Origin of the sequence: Actinocrinis sp. (genome assembly GCF_035938995.1) — a bacterium.
Classification (GTDB): Bacteria; Actinomycetota; Actinomycetes; order Streptomycetales; family Catenulisporaceae; genus DASZGI01.
Genome location: NZ_DASZGI010000398.1, coordinates 1 through 17,321, shown reverse-complemented (window position 1 = coordinate 17,321; position 17,321 = coordinate 1). Strand labels below are relative to the sequence as shown.

Genomic DNA, 17,321 nt, shown 5'->3' with positions numbered 1-17,321 from the left:
CCACGTCACCACCTGGGCCGGCAACGGCGTCCAATCCCTCGTCCACCACCACCTGCTCCCCCTGGCCTCCGTCGTCATCGAACCCGCCAAGGTCCTCTTCCTCAACAACGCCATCAACCACGGCGTCCTCGACCCGCTGGGGGTGCCCGACTCACTCGAACACGGCAAGTCGATCCTGTTCATGCTGGAGTCCAACCCCGGCCCGGGCCTGGGCATCCTGGTCGCCTACCTGCTGTTCGGCCCCCGCAAGCTGCGCCCGAGCGTGCCCGGCGCGATCATCATCCAGTTCCTCGGCGGGATCCACGAGATCTACTTCCCCTACATCCTGATGAAGCCCCGCCTGGTGCTCGCGGCCATCGCGGGCGGCGCCGCCGGGATCGCCACCTTCGAGACGACCGGCGCGGGCCTGGTCGCCTCCCCCTCCCCGGGCAGCATCTTCGCCTACGCCGCAGAGACCCCGCGCGGCGGCTACGCCGGAGTGTTCCTCGGCGTCGCCATCGCGGCGGGGGTCTCCTTCGTCGTCGCCTCGCTCCTTTTCGGCTTCGACCGCGGCGAGGCGACCGAGGATCCCGACTCCGCGCAGACCGATGACACCGCATACCCCGACCCCGCGCGGGCCGCAGCCGTCGGCACGACCGGAACGGTGTGACCGGCGATGGCAACCATCCGCGCCGCTGACATCTGCGATCACGGCGTCCTCGATGTCTGAGCAACGACCGCACACGGCTCGGACTCCGGGCAACGTGCCCGAACGAGTGGGCCGTCCGCATCGACGTGAGCCGGGTCCGCAGGCAGACCGGCGGCCCCGTCGGGTGGTCGACGACGTGTTCGCGCGCATCAGCACGGCTGCCAGCCGCTCCCAGGGGAAATAGGTGATCATGCCAGGCAGGCCGGCCCACCGAGCGCCGCGTGCCACCGCGCGGCCCGACCCGGCGCACCGCGCGCAGTCGGGCGTGTCGAGCCAGAACATCGCCGCAGGCAGCTCCCCACAGCAGGCAGCCGCACTCATGCTGCGCTTGCGGGACGCCGGCGCCGGACAACCGCTCGACGAGGCGGTCGACGCCGCGGTGAGCGCCTACCGTTCCTCGCCGCCCTCGTGCGCGCGTCTGGCGGTCGTGTTGTGCGCGGCAGGCCAGCCCGATCTCGCCAAGCGCTTTATCGAAGGGGTCGCGGCGAACGAATCCGACCCTGTGCTCCGGATGCTGACCTCGTGTCTGAGCGCTGCCGGGCTCGGCAACCTCGCCGGGTCCGCGTTCGCGGCTGCGGCCATGAACCGCCCACCACGCTCGACAATCGCCTATGCGGACGCGCTCTCTAGGCGTGGACAACGGCAGAACGCGAGCACGCTGCTCATTTCCGTGATCAGCGCACGACCTGCTCTCGTCGTCGGCATGCTTCAGGCATTGCGCGACGACGGGAGACCGGCCGATGCCGATCGACTGCTGCGCCAGGTAGCCGCAGCCCCAGCGGCAACCTGCTGCGCGGCGGCCCGTGCCCTAGCCGACGTCGCCGCACACGCCGACGCCAACCGCCTTCTCGCCTCGCTGGCGGGTCGGCCGCTGGTCGAACTCATGGCCGCCATCGAAATCCTGGACGACGGGGGCGCCGAACCGCCGAGCCCGCTGCGCGACCGGTCTCCCGGCGAATACGTCGACGCGATCGACACGCTGCGTCGACAGGGCCTCGAACGCTACTTCCCGCGGCTTATAGAGGTTCTCGGCTGCGGCCGCGCGGATCTGGTGCACGCGACCGCTCACGCTCTGCTCAAAGCCCAGTTCTCCCAGGAAGCATTCGCGCTGCTCGAGTACTACGCGGTGCACGCGGCCGTCGCACTCGTCGCTCGGCTATTCGTGCTGCTCGACGCAGACGCCGACGCGACCGGCGACGACGGAACCAGGATCGTCATGGACACGGTGCTGACCGGGCGACCCCATCCCGCCCCCGTGCTCGTCGCGCTCCGCGAGGCCGGGACGGGCGAGCGCGTCCGCCAGCACCTCGAGCGACTGGTCCCGACCCTGCCCGCCGACCGCATCGCCGCGCTCTGCATCGACCTGACCGCGCACGGCGCCGAGCACGAGGTGGAGACGCTGCTCACCCGGAGCGCCGCCCGGGACGACTGGGAAGCGATTCAAGACGCATTCTGCCGAGCCAGCCACCACAAACTCGCCTACCGCCTGTCAGACCTGCACCCCGACAGGCTCAGATGGTGGCAAAGGTAACCGACGGCCCGCCATATCGTGCCGCCGGCGTGTCACGACTTCGCGCGCCCGACAACGCCCCGACCTACGACAGCGCTTGACTCTCACACAGTGTCAGCATGCAGTGTGGACGTCATCGTGATCACCATCGGAGACTTCGCCAGACTCGGCCGAGTATCGGTTCGCATGTTGCGTCACTACGACGCGATCGGCCTGCTGCGGCCCGAGCACGTCGACCCGCACACCGGCTACCGGTTCTACACCCGCGACCAGTTGCGGCGGCTGAACCGGATCGTCGCGCTGAAAGAACTCGGCCTGCGGCTGGAGCAGGTGCGGGTCATCGTCGACGAGTCGCTCACCGCCGCCGAGCTGCGGGCCATGCTGCGGTTGCGGCAGGCCGAACTCGAAGCGCAGATCCGCGACAGCGAACAGCAGCTGGCGCGAGTCGAGGCGCGTCTCCGGCTCATCGAGACGGAGGACACCATGGCCCATCCGAACATCACCACCAAGACCGTCCCGGCCACGACGGTGGTGGGGCTCACCGCGATGGCTGGCAGTGCGACTCAGCAGGACGTCGGCCCAGTCATCCAGCCCCTGTACCCGAAGATCATGCAACAGCTCGCCGCCGCCGGCGTGAACCCGATCGGGCCCAGCATCGCCTACTACACTCCCGCCCCCGAGGAGTCGGAAGACGCGCTATGGGTGCACGTCACCTTCCCGGTCGCCGCCGAATCCGTGCCCGGCCTGGACCGGATCGACATCCCCGCGGCACAGGTCGCCTCCATGATCCACCGCGGCCCGATGGACGGCGTCGACGACACCTACCAACGCCTGCACGCGTGGGCCCGGGACAACGGCTACACCGCCACCGGCAGCGCCCGGGAGATCTACCTCGAAGTACACGAGGACACCGCCGACTGGGTAACCGAGATCCAACTCGACATCACCCGCTAACTCTTGGCAGCGGGTGCCGTTTAGCCCGTCCTATCCGGACTTCACCCGATTACGCCTACGCCTCGGCCATCGTCTGCTCGAGCCATTTCACGATGAGCTCGGCCGCCTCGTTGGGCGTCGGCATTCCGGGACCGATCGTGTTATCCCGGCTCCAGAGCTCGTACACCGGCTGGCTGATCGGGTCGACGACGGTGTGGCCCTCGGCGCGCAGGGTCTCCACGTAACGCCGCGTCGTCGGCTTGTTCCACATCGTCGCGTTCATGCTCGGGAAGAACAGCGCCGGGCGGTCGGCGGCGAGCAGGACCGTCTGCGCCGGGGTCGCCGCGAGGCCCAAGGCGGCACCGGCCAGCAGGTTGGCGGTCGCCGGCAGGGCCACGACGCCCACTGAGCGCCGGGCGAACTCGGTCGGGTTCAGCGCGTCGTCGGCACTGGTGAACACCTCGTCCGCGTACCAGGAGGCCACCTGGGCGGGCAGGAAGCGCTCGGCGCTCGCGGTCAGCAGGAGCCTGATGTCAAGGCTCAGTTCCTGGCGCAGCCAGATCAGGTAGCCGGGCAGTCCGGTGGCGGCGCTCGAGCCGGACACGATGATCGAGAGGGCGTCGTCTCGCATGCCTTCAGCATCCCGTCGGCCCTGCGCCTCGGGCATGGGGGCGCGGTACCCATTTCCGGCGGGCCGCGCCCCGAGAAGACGGGGGCGGCGCACCCATGTGGTGCGCGCTGCGGGGTGACAGCTTTTTGTCCCAGTGGCTACTGCTCCGGCTCCGGAGCGGCCCTATGGGCCGAGGGGAGGTGTCACCCGATGAAGAAGCAGATCACTGTTCGCCGCAGCGGTTCGATCAAGCTCACCGCGTCCAGCAACTTCTACTGCCTCTGCATCTGCTAGTAGGCGACCCTGCGCGCGGCCCGCGTCGCGGCGCCGCGCGCAGACCCGCCTGCCCGACTCCGAAGGGAGAAGTCCGATGTCCGCCCCGACCGCAGGGCTCGCGTTCCATTCGCTGACATACGTCGCAGAACCCGACGGCATCATGGTCGGCCGTCCCGACATCGAGTCCTACGCGGTCCTGCCCGAGGACGGCGCGGCGCTGCTGCGGAAGCTGGCCGACGGCATGCCTGTCGACGAGGCCGCCGCGTGGTACGAGCGCGTCTACGGCGAGAGCGTGGACATAGCGGACTTCCTCGACACGATGCATGAACTTGGGTTCGTGGTGGCCGCGGGAGAGCAGCCGGCGCTCGCGGCCCCGGTGCGCCTCCAGTGGCTCGGCCGCGCCGCCTTCTCCCCGCCGGCCTGGATCGGCTACGCGGCGCTGGCTGCGGCGTGCGCGGTGGCCATGGTCCGAGACGAGCACCTCCGGCCGCACGTGAGCAACGTGTTCTTCACCTCCTCACTCATCCTCGTGCAGGTCCTGCTCGCGGTGGTCCAGATGGCCGGGACGCTGTGGCACGAGGCGTTCCACGCGCTCGCGGCACGGCGCCGCGGCCTGCCCTCGCCGCTGGGAGTGAGCCGTCGGCTGTACTTCCTGGTGTTCGAGACCAGGATGAACGGCCTGCTGAGCCTGCCCCGCCGACAGCGCTACCTGCCGTTCCTGGCCGGAATCCTCGCCGACGTGCTGCTGTTCAGCGGCCTGACCCTGACTGCCGCGGGGCTCGGGACGGCGAGTTGGGGCGGCCGCCTCGCGCTGGCCGTCGCCTACATCACGCTTCCGCGGATCGGGTGGCAGTGCTACCTCTTCCTGCGCACCGACCTGTACTACGTCGCGGCTACGGCGCTGGGCTGCACCAACCTGCACGACGCGGCGATGTCCTACCTGCGCCGGCGCTTCCCCCGGCTCCCCGGCGTGCGCTCTGTCGTGCTCGGCGACGAGGACGAATGGTCGCCGCTCGACCGCAAGTACGCCCCCTGGTATGCGGCGCTCGCCGTCGCGGGCGTCGCCCTCGTCCTGATCGTCGGCGCAGCGATCGTGATCCCGGTGCTGTACGGGTTCTCCGACCGCCTGGCCACCGGTCTGGCGCACGGGGGCCTGGGCACGGCGCGGTTCTGGGACTCGGCCGTCGCGCTGGTGCTCGTCCTGATCCAGTTCGTCGTGCTTCCGCTGACGGCCGGCCGTCGGCGGCCCGCGGTAGCGCGCCCCACTCCGGCATGAAAGGAACCCGGCTCGTGAGCTTTCATCAATGGATCGTCGGCCCGTTCCGGGTGGGCGGTGCCGTACCGCACCTCGCCCCCGACTACGAGGTCGAATGCCACCGCGGGACGCGCGGCCCGTACACCGGGGCGGGCAACCTGTTGCGGGCTCTGATGCCGGCGGCCCACCGGGTCGCCCCCGACCTGGTCAAGACACATCTGCTGGAGATCTTGTCCGCGGCGCCCGAGCTGGAGGAGCTGATCGGCTCGGCGCCCGAGACCCTGACCTCGGTGGCGCAGCCCGGCGAGCAGACCCGCATCTACGCGCTGGCGCGCACCCGCCGCCTCGCGCACGGCCTGGTCGAATTCCTCGACGCCTGCGCGCCCCGGCTGGGCAGCGGCCCGCTGACCCTCGTGTTCGACAACGTCGACGAGGCGGACCAGACCGACCAGGAGTTTCTCAGTATCCTGCTGCGGCGCTCGCGCGGGGGCGCCATCCGGACGTTCATCGCGACGGGTCCGGACCCGGACCGCCTGTCCGACGGTCTCGTCGCGGCGCTGCGCAAGCACGCGGTTCGGATCGACGCGGATCCGGTGCCCGCGGAGGCGCAGCCGTCCGCGCCGCGCACCGACGAGGAGCTCCTGCGGGCTTTCGTCGACGCGGACGGCGCCTCGCGCGACGAGGCCGAACACGCCGCGTATCAGGCAGCTGATCCAGCTGTCCGCGCCGCGCTGCACGACGCGCGCGCCGCATGGCTGCGCGCGCACGGCGACTGGAGCCATGGGCTCGGCGCGATCCCCTATCACCTCGAGCACGGCAGCGACCCGCGCAGCGCGGGTCCGGCGCTACTGGCCGCGTGCAACTACGGGATCAGCATGGGCTACTACCACTGTGTTCTCGAGCTGAGCGCGCGGGGCGTGGCGCTCACCGATCCGGTCGCGACGCCGGAGCAGTACTGGCTGATGCGCACCAAGGGCAGCACCGCGATGGCGATCACCGGACGGGTCGACGAGGCGGAGGAGGTCTACGCCGACCTGCGTTCGCGCTACGCCTTGCCCCTGGTCCACCGGTTTTCCGGCTACGCGCTCGCGATGATCTACACCCGGATGCGCCCGCCGGAACGCCGCGACCACCGCATCGCCAAGATCCACATGAACAGCGCGATCGCGCTGGCCACCCTCGATCCGGATCCGGTCGAGCGGGCGTTCAACACCGTCTTCCACCAGAACGGCCTGGCTCTGGTCGAGATGCACCTGGGCAACCTGGGCGAGGCGCTGCGGCTGGTGAGCGAGGGGTTGGCCCGGCTCGACCGCGAACTGACACCGGACCAGCACCGCCTGCACCGCTCGGTGCTCGTACACAACAAGGCGCGGCTGCACGACGCGCTCGGCGAGCTGGAGCAGGCCGTCGCCGACTACAGCACCGTCATCGAGCTGGACCTCAATTTCCCGGACTACTACTTCGACCGCGCGGACGCCCGGCGCAGGCTCGGCGACGCCGAGGGCGCGATGTCGGACTACGAGGCCGCGATGGCGATCACCGCGCCGTTCTGGGAGCTGCACTACAACCGGAGCAATCTGCGCGACGAGCTGGGCGACACCGCGGGCGCCATCGCCGACCTGGAATACGTGCTCGAACTCGAGCCGGACCTGCTCGACCCGCGCGTCAACCTCGCCAGCCTGTATCAGGAGTCGGACGACGTGGCCGCCGCCGAGCGGCACGTCGAGGCGGGCCTGGGCATGCATCCGCGGGACGCGCGGTTGTTGTGCCTGCGCGGCCAGCTCGCGCTCGCCAAGGGGCTGACGGAGCAGGCGCGCGCCGACTTCAGCCTCGCGCTGGAGAGCGACGCGGACCTCGTCGCCGCGCTTTGCGGCCGGGCCGAGGTGGCGTACGGCGCGGGGCAGTACGCGGAGTCGATCAGCGACCTGACGCGGGGCGTTGAGGCGGCGCGCGACGAGCCGGAGCTGCTCGCCGAGCTGCTCGAACGGCGCAGCCGGTGCCACGCGGAGCTCGGGGACGCGGCCGCCGCCGCCCGCGACCTGGCCGATGCCGCCGCGGTGGGCGGCGCGCCGTGACCACGCATGCGCCGGCCACGGGCGGCGTGAGCACGGGCACCGCCGCGGCAGCCGAGTTCCGGCGGTTCATGCGGCGGTGGCCGAGCGGCGTCGTGGTGATCACGTCGGGGTCGGCCGACGAACCGAGCGGCTGCACGGTCAACGCCTTCCTCTCGGTCTCGCTGAGCCCGCCGCTGCTGCTGGTCTCGCTCGCCGAGGGCAGCGGGACGCTCGCCGCGATCGCCGGGCGGGGCGCCTTCGGGGTCAACATCCTGACCTGGCGTCAGCGGGGGCTGGCCGCGCGGTTCGCCGCGCCCGCCGCGGACCGGTTCGCCGGGCTGGCCCGGCGCGTCGAGCTCGGCGTGCCGCTGTTGCGGGACGCCGCGGCCGTGGCCGTCTGCGGGCTCGATCGGATGGTGCCGGCCGCCGACCACGTCCTGGTGCTCGGCGCCGTGCGCTGGTGCGAGCTGGGCGACGCGTCAGAGCCCGTGGTCTTCTTCGAGCGCGAGTATCATGCGCTGCCTCTGCCCTGAGCAGGGTGCTGTCTTGAGTTCGGTGCTGCCTTGGGCATGCGTCAACAGTCGGGGGCGCGTTCAAGCTGCGCTGCCTCGGATATCAGGGTCGTTTCGAACATCAGGCGGTGCTGATTCCGAACAACCGCCCGAGCTGGGTGCGGCTGGAGATGCCGAGCTTCGCATACACCCTGTTCAGGTGGTTGTCGACGGTGCGCACGGAGAGTGTCAGCCGGCCGGCGATCGCTTTGCTCGGCAGCCCGGCCGCGGCCAAGCGGGCGATCTCCCGCTCGCGTTCGGTCAGCCCGTCCTCGGCTGCCGCATCGCACAGCAGCGGTGTACGGGCCGGGTCGCAGTGCGCGGCGAACGCCATCGCGCGCTCCCTGGCCGCGATCGCGCCCGCGCGCCGACCCGCGCTATGGTGCGCGCGCTGCGCGGCGAGCGCAGCCTCGGCGGCGTGCAGCGGCAGGCCGAGGTCCCCGAACCGCTCGCTCGCCGCGTCGAGCCGGGCGCCGGACTCGGCCGCCAGCGCCTCCGCGGCGTCGGCGAGCACAGGGAACAGCGCTCCTTCCAGTCGGTCGGCGAGCGCGCGCAGCGGCGGCTGGGCTGTAGCGGCGGCCCCGAGCCTGGCCACGTCGTACCAGGCGACCGCCTCTACCGCGAACTGCCCGCCGACCCGGGCGAGCTGCGCGGCGCGGCGAGCGTGCCCGACAGCGCGGCCCGGCGCATCATGCGCGTACGAGACCCATGCGCGGCTCAGTTCGATCCAGGGCTCGAAGACCCGGCCCGCGCCGCCCTGCCGTCGGCGCACGCGGGCGAGCCGGGCCGCGGCCTCGGCGGCGTCCCCGCGCAGTGCCGCGACGGTGGCGAGTGCGGCCAACACCGCGTCGTGCGTGCGCGGGCGATCGGCGCCCGGGTCCGTGGCCAGCGCCTCGCGCAGCCAGGCGTCGGAGTCGGCCAGACGCCCCTGCAGTAGCGCGATCGTGCCGCGCAAGCGGGACCAAGCGGCCGCCGCCGCGGGATGGCCGCGGCACACCGCGCTCGCGTAGCCCTCGTCGGCGAGCTGCCGAGCCGCCGGTATCTGACCGCTGACCAGCAGCGCCAAGCAGCGGACGGCGTCAATCGGGTCGGGGAGGCCCGCACCCGGGTCGCGTCGCACCGAAGGCCGTCGCAGCATGCTGCCGCCGGATTCGTACACCGCCAGCGCGCTGCACGGCCTGCCTGCCAGAACATCGGCGTACACGGCGATGCTCGCGGCGCCCTCCGGTGCTGCGGCGCACCGCTGAACGCCGCGCATGACATCGAGCGCCTCGGTGCAGCGACCGTCGTACAGCAGCATCCTGGCTTGCGCGACCCCGGCCCGGGCCGCCTCCGGACCGCCTGCCGCAGCGGTCTCGGCGAGCAGCGCCTTGGCGCGCGATCGCTCGCCCAGATCCCAGCAGAGGATTTCGGCAGTCTCCACCGCGACGGCGACCTCCCCGGGCGACCGCCGCGGCCCCGGCGCCAGCAGTGCCATCGCTTCCGCATGCCGGCCTTGCGCACTCAGCAGTCGGGCGAGCAGCCGCCGCGCCGGCACGTCCGCTCCGCACTCGAGGGCCGCCCGAAGCAGCCGTTCAGCCAGCGCCGTCTCAGCGCGGGCCACGGCCTCTTCGGCGCCCGCGAGCAGCAGCGGCGCGTTCATGTCGATCTGCGCATCCACCTGCCACGTCGCCCTGAGCAGCAGCTCCGCGCCGTCCACGTCCGGCAGTCCCGCGGCGGTGCCCTCGAGCCAGCGGGCGAGCTCGCGCGCCCTGAACGTCGTCAGCTCGCCGCGGATCACCTCGGCGTACAGCGGCAGGGCGAACCGCACGGTGCGCAGCGCGCCGCGCCACTCGAAGGTGAGCAGGTCGCTGCCCTCGACCAGGTCCAGGGCGGCCTGATCGAGCCACCCGGCCTGCACGAGCCGGCCGAGCTGCGCGACCGGCAGCGGCTCGCCGCAGGCCACCACCTCGAGCACCCGCCGGATCGCCGGGCTGATCCGGCCGAGCCGCGTCCCGACCAGCTCCCGCAGCCCCTGTCCCAAGCGCCGCCCGTGCACCCACGTCCACACGCCTTCGCGATGTGCCAGGGAGCCTTCCTGGACGGCGCTGGAGATCAGCTCGCGCAGCGCCTGCGGATTGCCGCGGACGAGGCGGTGGATGCGCGCCCGCGTCACGCCGTCGACCTCGCCCAGGGCGTGCCCGATCAGCGCCTCGACCGCCTCGTCGCTCAGCGGGGGCAGGGTACTGCGAAGCGCGAGCCCGTCCTTCCACAGTGCCGTGACCGCGTCGCAGGCCGTTGCTCCACTCGGCATCGTGACCAGCGGTGTGACGAGTGTCCGCACCGTGAGCTGATACACCAGGGCGGCCGATTCCTGATCCAACAGGTGCGCATCGTCCACGACGAGTACCAGCGGAGCCTGGCGCCCGGCCGCCACGTGGCGGACGAACTCCTGCGGACCCGCGGCGCCCCTGGCAGCGAAGAGGACTGAGAGAGCGCCGTACGGCACTGCGGCGACGGTCCGGCACCCCGCGACCCACGCCGTATCCCGACCGGCGGCGCCGGCCTGTGCCAGCGCCTCTCGGGCGAGCCGGGTACGGCCTCCGCCCGGTTCGCCGTACCAGACCACACCGCCGATCGCGCCGCGGATCGCCTGAAGCGCCTCGGCGAGCGCGCCGGAGCGGTCGAGCAGCGGCCACGGCGCCGCGATCGGTTCCGGGTTCCGTGTCACGGCCATCGCGTCTTCCCCCCTTGTCACACGTGAATCCCACACCCCACTCTGACCAGCAGGGCTCTGTGGAAACAGCACCCTCAGGCGCACCCCCTCCGGATCCGCAGTTGTCTTCATTACAACGACGGGCATCCGGTGTACGGTTCAACCATCTACGTGAGCTGGCAGCCGGCCGGGTCAGACGTCGGCGAACCTCGCGAGGGCGGCGCGGTCGCCGTGGCCGCTCTTCATCAGCAGACTGGCCACATGCTTTTCCACGGTGCGCGGGGAGATCTGCAACGCCCCGGCGATCTGCCGATTTCCCGCTCCGCCCGCCAGCAGCCGCAGCACCTCGTATTCGCGTACTGTCACGCCGCGCGCGCGCAGTGCGGCGGGCACCCGCTCCGCGTCCCGGCGGTGCTGTGGTATCCGCACTCCCAACCGCCGCAGCCGTGCACGACACGCATCTGCGACAGCCGGTGCGCGAAGGGCGTGGAAGTGGTCCTCGGCGCGGCGCAACCACAGCGCCGGCTCTCCCCAGCCGTCGGCGATCGCCGCGTCCGCGACGAGGCGCAACCCGAGATGATGCGCGGTCGGAAAGGACTCGGCCACCAGCTCCGCATGGGCCACCGCCGCGGCCGCCTGCCGACGGCGACCTGCGCGACCGAGCAGGACGGCGTCGGCAAGGTGCGTGAACTGGTCGTTCCAGCACACTCCGCGGACCGACTGCGCCAGTGCTTCGTCATACTCGCGCCGTCCCGCGCCCTCGTACAGCACGCGCAGCAGCAGGTCCAGCCCTGCTGGTTCCACGAGCGGACAGCACTCACGCGGATCCCGTCGCTCGGCTGTCGCAAAGTGCGTTTCGTGCAGGGCGAGTCCGGGTTTTTCTTCGAGAAGGGCGCAGAACGCCGCCCCTATCCCGCGGTCGAGGGGAAACGAGTCCGAGCGGTCCCGGTCCGCGATGTCGCAGTCCACCGAGTCGCGGTTCAGCATCCGTTCCAGCGTCGCCCGGTCCCCGCGCAAGCCCGCACCGATCGCGGTGACCTCTGTCCCGACCCCGTCTGTCTGCTCGTTGCCGCCGCCAACCTCGCGTTCCCACAGCGTGTCCCTGAGCAGCATGCTCGACCTCGCGGCGCGGGCGAGAGCCAGCGCCCCGACGCGGCGGGCCTCGTCGCCCGCCCGCTCCAGGCGATCGGACGGAGCACCGATCAGCCAGTCCTGCTCGCCCGCTGAGATCAGTGACCGTATTCGGTCGACGGCCGGTCCGTCTTGGTGCGCGAGTGTCGCGGCGTGCGCGAACCACCGCGCGGCGGCCCGGGCGTCGCGCCGCCGCGCAGCCTGCCCGAGCAGCAGTACGGCACGGGTTTCGACGCGCCGCCGGTCGGGCCACTTCGCCTCGAGCTGCTGTATCTCTGCCATGAGGCGTTCGGCGGCGCGTTCACTCTCATGGCCCAATGGCGAGTCGAGCGCGGCCCAGGCGGCCACAAGATCCCGTTCCAGGACGAATGAGCCGTCGTGGTCGGATCCGCCGAGCCCGTGCAGTTGTTTGATCCAGACCTGCGCTTCCTCGCGCCGCCCGACGAGCACCGCGACCCATGCTGCCCGCAGCGCCACCGCAGCCGCGAGCTCAGCGGGAAGTTCTGAAGCGATCCACCGGGTCCAGTCTGCGAGCCGGAGCGCTTCGTCCGGCTCCCCGGCATCCGCCAGCGCGGGGATCAGGACCGTGAGCGTCTCGGCGGTCGCACGCTGCGCCTGCGCCCGGCCGAGGGCCTCGCTGGCGGACGAGCGGGAGAGTTCCTGCAGCACCGTCCCCAGCAGCCGCGCAACCAGACCGACATGGCCGAGGCCCGAGCCGGTGCCGGCGGCTGCGGCGGCCGCCCGCCGCGCCCACAGCCCCCGCTCGCGGTCTGAGGTCTGCGTCAGAAACGCGGGACGCAGGGCCGGATGGCACAGCTCGTACCAGCCGGGCGCTTTGCGGCAGGGTTCAACCAGACCCGCGTGGACTGCGTCGCGCAGCCAATCCCGCAGCTCCGCCTCGCCGACCCTGCTCACCTCGCTGAGCAGCGCCGCCGGAAAACACCCGCCAACCACTGCGGCCGCCGACATCAGGGTGCTGCTGTAAGGGCCGAGGCGGTCAGTGCGGCGCGTCATGAACCGCACCACGGAGTCGGGTATCGGGGTGGACACGCCGGAGCGCAGCCGCCACCAGGCAGCTGGATTCCCGCAGCCGATTCCCGTGTCCTCGACTTCGCGGAACGCCTCGCCGGACAGTCGCATGGCGTCTACGAACTCGCGGGCGATCAGCGGGTTTCCGCCGCTGACCGCTGCCACCCGCTGCGCCAGCTCGTCGGTGACCTGCCGCTCCTCGGCGCATAACTGCATGGCCGTCAGTTCGCGGATCCGTCGGGTGTCCAGCGGTTCGAGCGTCACCGCGGTCGCGCTCGCGCCGCGCGAAGCGGCCAGCGCGAGGTCGAGGGCTGCGCAGGGCTCGAGGCGTACGGTCGCGAGCACGGCGACGGGCTGCGCGGCCAGGTTGTCCGTCAGGTATTCCACCACGGCCAGGGTGGTCGGATCGGCGTCGTGCAGATCCTCGAGCAGGATCAGACATCCGCGCGAGCGCCCGGCCAGCGCCAGCAGACGCAGCACCGCTTCGGCCAGCAGAACCGGGCTGAAACCCGCCGCGGGCGAGGGCGGCCCGAAGTCCGGAACGACCCGGCCGAGCACACCGAGGTATCCGCCCAGCGCATCGAGCGGCACATCGGCACGGCGCACCAGGTCGAGCAGTGCCTCGGCCAGCGGACGCAGCGGGATGCCGCGGTCGATCCGGCTGGTCCTGCCGCGCACCACGAGCATGCCGGACGCCTCGGCCCACCGCGCCGCCTCCTGGCACAGCGCGGTCCTGCCCATGCCCTCCTCGCCGAGCACGAAGACCGCGGCGCCGCGCCCGTCCCGCGCCGACTCCAGCATGAGCCCGACCGCGTCGAGCTCCCGGTCGCGCAAGGACACCGCCGGCGCGTCGCACTCGATGACTGTCATGGAACCCCTTGCAGGCGACACTCACGGCCCACCCCGGAGACGGGTGCGAGCCAACAACCCGCGCCCCATCGTAAGCGCCGCGAATCCGCCGGAAATGAGTAATCTGATACTCAAAATCTGCGGGCGCCCGGAGACCGTCAGGTGCCGAGATCGGGGCTCGAAGTGGTGCGTGTCCCGCTGCGGATGCGGCATGGTTCCCGGCTCTCGCGCTGGTCACGCGATATGAGCCGCCCGGCTCGGCCCCAGACTTGGACCCAAGCCAGGCGGTTCAGGTGTAACCCAGGCTCGTATTCCTTCATAGGTGCCAGGGCGCTCGCATGTGCCCCCGGCGCCCCGTTTTCCTGCCCGATGCACACTTGTCCATCTTCCGTATCACCGCCGTAGATTCGGCCCACCAGAGAGTCAGGCTCATGACTTTGAAACCCGTTGCCGCCGGCCGCCGCTCTTTGCATCTGCCTGCCGTGAGCTTCCTGCCTGGACGATCCGCACCCGGCGGACCGGCGGGCTCCCGCGGCACAGCCGTGCGCGCGCTGTACGTCGCTGCGGCGGCTGCGCTGACTGGCAGCGGCTACATCCACGGGCAGCTCTACGCCGACGGCTACCGGTTCATCCACGTCGTCGGCGTGTTGTTCCTGGTGCAGTCCGCAGCCTCGTTCGCCCTGGCGCTGCTGCTGCTCGTCGCCGTGTTCGTGCGCCCGTCCGTCCTGGTCCCGCTCGGCGCGGCGGGCGCGGCGCTCGGCGCGCTCGCCGGGTTCGTCGCCTCGCGCACCGTCGGGGTGTTCGGATTCACCGAACGCGGCCTGCAACCCGCGCCGCAGGCCCTCCTCAGCGTCCTGACGGAGATCGCCGTCGTGCTGTTGCTGTCGACGGCCGCAGTCATCCGCATCCGGTCGCTCACAGCCCGCGCGGACTGAGCCCTGCCCTTGCGAAAACCCCGCCCGCACACGTCAGGCGGCGTGTTCGTATTCGTGCAGGATGCCGCCGAGTGCTGTCCCTGCCGCCGAGTACGCCTGTCTCGTTGTCAGTCGGCCAAATGACGGCATCCTCCTGGGAGGTCGTACCGAGGTATCACCCAAACGGTCGACGCCTTCCTCGGCCTCCTCAACGGCACTGGGCACCGGCACCGACAAGATGCTCGTCCGCGTGCCCTGCGAGTTCTCCCATCCTGCTCGGCGACGAGGATGCCCTTACATTGGTCTTGGTCTGTGTTGCACCCGAACGCCGAGGAGCGCCGTGATGGCACCGCCAGCCGAGCCGCAGCCGGTGCTCTCGCCGCTCACCGCGGCGGCGATCTTCCTCGTGGCGACGATCGGGCCAGGGGGCGAGCAGGTGGTCCGCGACGTGCTCGCCGACCTCGCCGGGCTCTCCCGTTCGGTCGGCTTCCGCATCCCGGAGGGCGGGCTCACTGTAGTCGCCGGCATCGGCTCCACTGCCTGGGACCGGCTGTTCGCCGGGCCGCGCCCGGCCGAGCTGCACCCGTTCCAGCCCCTGGCCGGCCCTCGGCACGCCGCACCGGCCACCCCCGGCGACCTGCTGTTCCATATCCGGGCCCGGCGCATGGACCTGTGCTTCGAGCTCGCGGGGCAGATCATGCGGCGGCTCGGCGGCGCAGTGCGCGTGGTCGACGAGGTGCACGGCTTCAAGTACTTCGACGAACGCGACCTGCTGGGCTTCGTCGACGGCACCGAGAACCCCACGGGCCCCGCCGCCCTCGCCGCCGCGCTCGTGCCCGAGGACGCCGACCCGGACTTCGCCGGCGGCAGCTACGTCATCGTGCAGAAGTACCTCCACGACCTCGAGGCCTGGAACCGCCTGCCGGTCGAGGAGCAGGAGCGCGCCGTCGGCCGCACCAAGCTGGACGACATCGAACTCGACGACGCGGTCAAACCCACCGACTCGCACGTCGCGCTCAACACGATCGTCGACGAGGACGGGCGCGAACGGCAGATCGTGCGCGACAACATGCCCTTCGGACACGTCGGCGCCGGCGAGTTCGGCACCTATTTCATCGGCTACTCGGCCACCCCCGAGGTGACCGAGCGGATGCTGCGCCGCATGTTCCTCGGCGACGTGCCCGGACACACCGACCGCATCCTGGAGTTCTCCACCGCCGTCACCGGCACCCTGTTCTTCTGCCCCAGCGCCGACTTCCTCGACGACCCACCCGACGCGTCCGCGACGACCGCCTCATCCGTCCCCGCCCCCTCGCCGGCCGAGGACGTCGCCGCCGTCGCCGCCCTCGCCGACGGCTCGCTCGGCATCGGAAGCCTCAGAAGGAGCCTGGCACCGTGAACAACCTGCACCGCGAACTCGCGCCGATCTCCGCCGAGGCCTGGGCCGACATCGAGGCCGAGGCACGCCGCACCTTCGAACTGCACGTGGCCGCCCGCCGCGTCGTCGACGTGATCGGCCCCGCGGGCGTCGCGCTCGCCGCGGTCGGCACCGGACACCTGCGCCGCCTGGACACGCCCAGCCCGGGCGTGGAGGCGGGCTGCTACGAGGTGGCCAGCGTCGTGCAGTTCCGCGTCCCGGTCACCGTGCAGCGCTCCGCCGTCGACGCCGTCGCGCGCGGTGCCAAAGACGCCGACTGGCAGCCGGTCAAGGACGCCGCCAAGCAGCTCGCCTATGCCGAGGACCGGGCGATCGTCGACGGGTTCGCCGCGGCCGGGATCACCGGGATCCGGCAGGCCGCGTCGAACCCGTCGATCGCCCTGCCCGCCGACCCGCGCGAGTACCCGGTCGTGGTGGCCAAGGCGCTCACGGCACTGCGCTTGGCCGGCGTCGCAGGGCCCTACAGCCTGCTGCTGTCCGCCGACGCGTACACGGCGGTGGCCGAGACTACCGACCACGGCTACCCGATCCGCCAGCACCTCGCCCGCATCCTCGGCGATGACGGCGAGATCATCTGGGCGCCCGCGATCGGCGCGGGCGTGCTGCTGAGCACCCGCGGCGGCGATTACGAACTGCACCTCGGCCAAGACGTCTCCATCGGCTACCTCGCCCACGACGCGGAAACGGTGCAGCTCTACTTCCAGGAATCGCTCACGTTCATCCCGCAGACCACCGAGGCCGCCGTCGCACTCACCTGACCTCGCGAACACCCGGGACCTCGGGCTACACGTCTGCGCGTGCGTTCACCCTCCGCGCACCCGCGTACGAATGAGCACCTGCGCGTCGAAAGATGTGCGCCAACCCCGGCAAAGTCTGCTCAGCTGGCGGATGAATCGGACCGGTGGTCTGAACGAGTATTCAGGTGTCAGTCATGTTGTTCCCGGCTCGAGGCGGTCAGATGAGCAACCGGCAACACGACGAGAGAAGCACGCCAGGCCGGCGCATCCAGCTGAAGCGTCGGCTGCGGAGTCGCGAGGCGTACGTCGACACGACCGTGACCGATTCGTGGCCACCGCGGCTCAATACCCAGCTATAGCCCCTGTTCGCCGTGACGAAGACGTACGCGGCTCCAAGGAGTTGAGACCAGTGTTCCAGTCAACGCTTCGCACCTTCGACCAGCCCGTCGTCCGCACCCATGGCCCGTGCCGTCATGTGCCGCAGTGCCCGTCCGCCGCCGCTGCCGACCACGCCGCCGCCCGCGTCGTGGCCAGCCACCCCGAGCAGGGCTGGAGCGTGCTGTGCAACGGTGTCGTGGTCTTCGACGACCTGGGCGAGATCCTTCCCGACGGCACCTGCCTCGACGCCCATTGGCCGGGCAACCAGCGGCC

Annotated in this window: 13 protein-coding genes; 10 read left to right on the top strand and 3 right to left on the bottom strand. The window is 71.4% G+C overall.

The features are described 5' to 3' along the window. The 3 genes from VGZ32_RS27310 to VGZ32_RS27300 form a co-directional block, all read left to right on the top strand. A partial coding sequence (locus VGZ32_RS27310; RefSeq protein WP_326889096.1) for a PTS transporter subunit EIIC occupies positions 1–649 on the top strand: 649 nt, incomplete at its 5' end. Positions 650–878: 229 nt separating this feature from the next. Continuing rightward, on the top strand, positions 879–2,219 hold the full coding sequence (locus tag VGZ32_RS27305) for a hypothetical protein (protein ID WP_326889095.1): 1,341 nt from the start codon (positions 879–881) through the stop codon (positions 2,217–2,219). 90 nt (positions 2,220–2,309) lie between these two features. After that, the gene (locus VGZ32_RS27300) at positions 2,310–3,152 is read left to right on the top strand and encodes a MerR family transcriptional regulator (protein WP_349263772.1); all 843 of its coding nucleotides are present in this window, start codon (positions 2,310–2,312) and stop codon (positions 3,150–3,152) included. A gap of 55 nt (positions 3,153–3,207) precedes the next feature. Here the strand turns inward: VGZ32_RS27300 and VGZ32_RS27295 are convergent, their stop codons facing one another. After that, positions 3,208–3,762: a flavoprotein gene (locus VGZ32_RS27295; RefSeq protein ID WP_326889093.1), complete on the bottom strand. Its 555-nt coding sequence runs from the start codon at positions 3,760–3,762 to the stop codon at positions 3,208–3,210. A 349-nt stretch (positions 3,763–4,111) separates the two neighbouring features. Between VGZ32_RS27295 and VGZ32_RS27290 the strand changes: the two genes are divergently transcribed. From VGZ32_RS27290 to VGZ32_RS27280, 3 genes are read left to right on the top strand one after another with little or no spacing between them, the layout of a single operon-like run. Next, positions 4,112–5,293 carry a hypothetical protein gene (locus VGZ32_RS27290; protein ID WP_326889092.1) on the top strand — a complete coding sequence of 394 codons (1,182 nt, stop codon included), beginning with the start codon at positions 4,112–4,114 and terminating at the stop codon, positions 5,291–5,293. Positions 5,294–5,307: 14 nt separating this feature from the next. After that, on the top strand, positions 5,308–7,347 hold the full coding sequence (locus tag VGZ32_RS27285; RefSeq protein WP_326889091.1) for a tetratricopeptide repeat protein: 2,040 nt from the start codon (positions 5,308–5,310) through the stop codon (positions 7,345–7,347). Next, positions 7,344–7,859 carry a flavin reductase family protein gene (locus VGZ32_RS27280; protein WP_326889090.1) on the top strand — a complete coding sequence of 172 codons (516 nt, stop codon included), beginning with the start codon at positions 7,344–7,346 and terminating at the stop codon, positions 7,857–7,859. Before VGZ32_RS27285 ends, VGZ32_RS27280 begins: the two co-directional genes overlap by 4 nt. A 100-nt stretch (positions 7,860–7,959) precedes the next feature. Here VGZ32_RS27280 and VGZ32_RS27275 read toward each other — a convergent pair whose 3' ends face one another. Together VGZ32_RS27275 and VGZ32_RS27270 are read right to left on the bottom strand one after the other, a co-directional pair. Continuing rightward, positions 7,960–10,593 carry a helix-turn-helix transcriptional regulator gene (locus VGZ32_RS27275; RefSeq protein ID WP_326889089.1) on the bottom strand — a complete coding sequence of 878 codons (2,634 nt, stop codon included), beginning with the start codon at positions 10,591–10,593 and terminating at the stop codon, positions 7,960–7,962. A 171-nt stretch (positions 10,594–10,764) separates the two neighbouring features. Beyond that, positions 10,765–13,602, bottom strand: a complete 2,838-nt coding sequence (locus VGZ32_RS27270; RefSeq protein WP_326889088.1) for an ATP-binding protein — start codon at positions 13,600–13,602, stop codon at positions 10,765–10,767. Between the two features lie 410 nt (positions 13,603–14,012). Here VGZ32_RS27270 and VGZ32_RS27265 point away from each other — a divergent pair, with 410 nt between their 5' ends. From VGZ32_RS27265 to VGZ32_RS27250, 4 genes are all read left to right on the top strand, one after another. Continuing rightward, positions 14,013–14,516, top strand: coding sequence for a hypothetical protein (locus VGZ32_RS27265; RefSeq protein ID WP_326889087.1), 504 nt, complete (start codon positions 14,013–14,015; stop codon positions 14,514–14,516). Between the two features lie 322 nt (positions 14,517–14,838). Continuing rightward, the gene (locus tag VGZ32_RS27260; protein WP_326889086.1) at positions 14,839–15,894 is read left to right on the top strand and encodes a Dyp-type peroxidase; all 1,056 of its coding nucleotides are present in this window, start codon (positions 14,839–14,841) and stop codon (positions 15,892–15,894) included. Further along, positions 15,891–16,691 carry a family 1 encapsulin nanocompartment shell protein gene (locus tag VGZ32_RS27255; RefSeq protein WP_326889085.1) on the top strand — a complete coding sequence of 267 codons (801 nt, stop codon included), beginning with the start codon at positions 15,891–15,893 and terminating at the stop codon, positions 16,689–16,691. Before VGZ32_RS27260 ends, VGZ32_RS27255 begins: the two co-directional genes overlap by 4 nt. A gap of 388 nt (positions 16,692–17,079) precedes the next feature. After that, the coding region (locus VGZ32_RS27250) for a DUF5999 family protein (RefSeq protein WP_326889084.1) at positions 17,080–17,321 on the top strand (242 nt) is incomplete at its 3' end.

Excerpts from the sequence above, each read along its gene's own strand:
- VGZ32_RS27295 (WP_326889093.1), bottom strand. The coding sequence starts at position 3,762 with ATGCGAGACGACGCCCTCTCGATCATCGTGTCCGGCTCGAGCGCCGCC.
- VGZ32_RS27305 (WP_326889095.1), top strand. The coding sequence starts at position 879 with ATGCCAGGCAGGCCGGCCCACCGAGCGCCGCGTGCCACCGCGCGGCCC.
- VGZ32_RS27260 (WP_326889086.1), top strand. The coding sequence starts at position 14,839 with ATGGCACCGCCAGCCGAGCCGCAGCCGGTGCTCTCGCCGCTCACCGCG.
- VGZ32_RS27265 (WP_326889087.1), top strand. The coding sequence starts at position 14,013 with ATGACTTTGAAACCCGTTGCCGCCGGCCGCCGCTCTTTGCATCTGCCT.
- VGZ32_RS27270 (WP_326889088.1), bottom strand. The coding sequence starts at position 13,602 with ATGACAGTCATCGAGTGCGACGCGCCGGCGGTGTCCTTGCGCGACCGG.
- VGZ32_RS27290 (WP_326889092.1), top strand. The coding sequence starts at position 4,112 with ATGTCCGCCCCGACCGCAGGGCTCGCGTTCCATTCGCTGACATACGTC.
- VGZ32_RS27275 (WP_326889089.1), bottom strand. The coding sequence starts at position 10,593 with ATGGCCGTGACACGGAACCCGGAACCGATCGCGGCGCCGTGGCCGCTG.